The 1,033-nt window shown below is 62.3% G+C and carries 1 protein-coding gene; it reads right to left on the reverse strand.

Going from position 1 to position 1,033, the window contains the following annotated elements; genetic code table 11:
* Window positions 1-125: 125 nt before the first annotated feature.
* Window positions 126-1,033, reverse strand: a 908-nt coding sequence (locus DBR23_RS28675; RefSeq protein WP_108500304.1) for an IS5 family transposase, incomplete at its 5' end; no start/stop codon positions are given.

Consider the following 1,033-nt stretch of genomic DNA (forward strand, 5'->3'; position numbering starts at 1 on the left):
GGCTACGCTGAACAAGCCCTCGAAATTTCCCGCGCGAACGCGGAAGACGCCATTTTTTGGATTTTGTGGCCTCTTGCGCCGCCCATTTGGGCCGTTCGCAGGGCCTTGAGGCCCGATTTCCACCCTTACGGGCGCACCTGTCCCTGCAGTCGCCCTCGGGCAAGGAAAATGTTGGCCAGCGCCAAGGCCGTGAATGCGCGTGTGGCGTTCTTCTGCAGCCCGCGGTAGCGCACCTTGGTGAATCCCCACAGGCGCTTGACCACCCCGAACACATGCTCTACCCGAGCGCGGATGCGTGACTTGTTGCGGTTCTTGGCCCGCTGAACTTCGTCCACCTCGCCTGCACGGCGGGTGCGCTGGTTGGTGAAGTCTTTGGCTTGGGGCGCCTTGCCCCGGATCAGAGCCTTCTGGCTGGCGTAGGCCGAGTCGCCGTACACGCGCTGCTCGTTGCCATGCAGCAGATCGGGCAGCGGGTGTTTGTCATGCACGTTGGCCGCCGTCACCACGGCGCTGTGCGCCAGCCCGCTTTGGCTGTCCACGCCAATGTGCAGCTTCATGCCGAAATACCACTGCTGGCCTTTGCGGGTCTGGTGCATATCGGGATCGCGCGCCTTGTCGGCGTTCTTGGTAGAACTGGGCGCGGCGATGATGGTGGCATCCACGATGGTGCCGGTGTTGACCTTGAAGCCGCGCTCCTGCAATTGCTGGCCTACCTTGGCAAACAGGGCTTCACCCAGTTTTTGCTCATTGAGCAGTTTGCGAAACTTCAGCAGCGTGGTGGCGTCGGGCACGCGTTCGCGGCCCAGGTCAATCCCCACAAAGCGGCGCAGACTGGCACTGTCATACAGAGCCTCCTCGCACGCCAGATCGGCCAGGTTGAACCAGTGCTGAAGAAAATGGATGCGCAGCATGCGCTCAAGGCCAATGGGCGGGCGGCCGTTGCCTGCTTTGGGGTAGTGCGGCTCTATCACCTGGCACAGAGCGGCCCATGGCACTATTGTCTCCATGGTCCGCAAGAACTCTTCGCGTCGGG

It is taken from the genome of Acidovorax sp. HMWF018 (assembly GCF_003061035.1).
In the GTDB taxonomy this organism is placed as follows: Bacteria; Pseudomonadota; Gammaproteobacteria; order Burkholderiales; family Burkholderiaceae_C; genus Acidovorax; species Acidovorax delafieldii.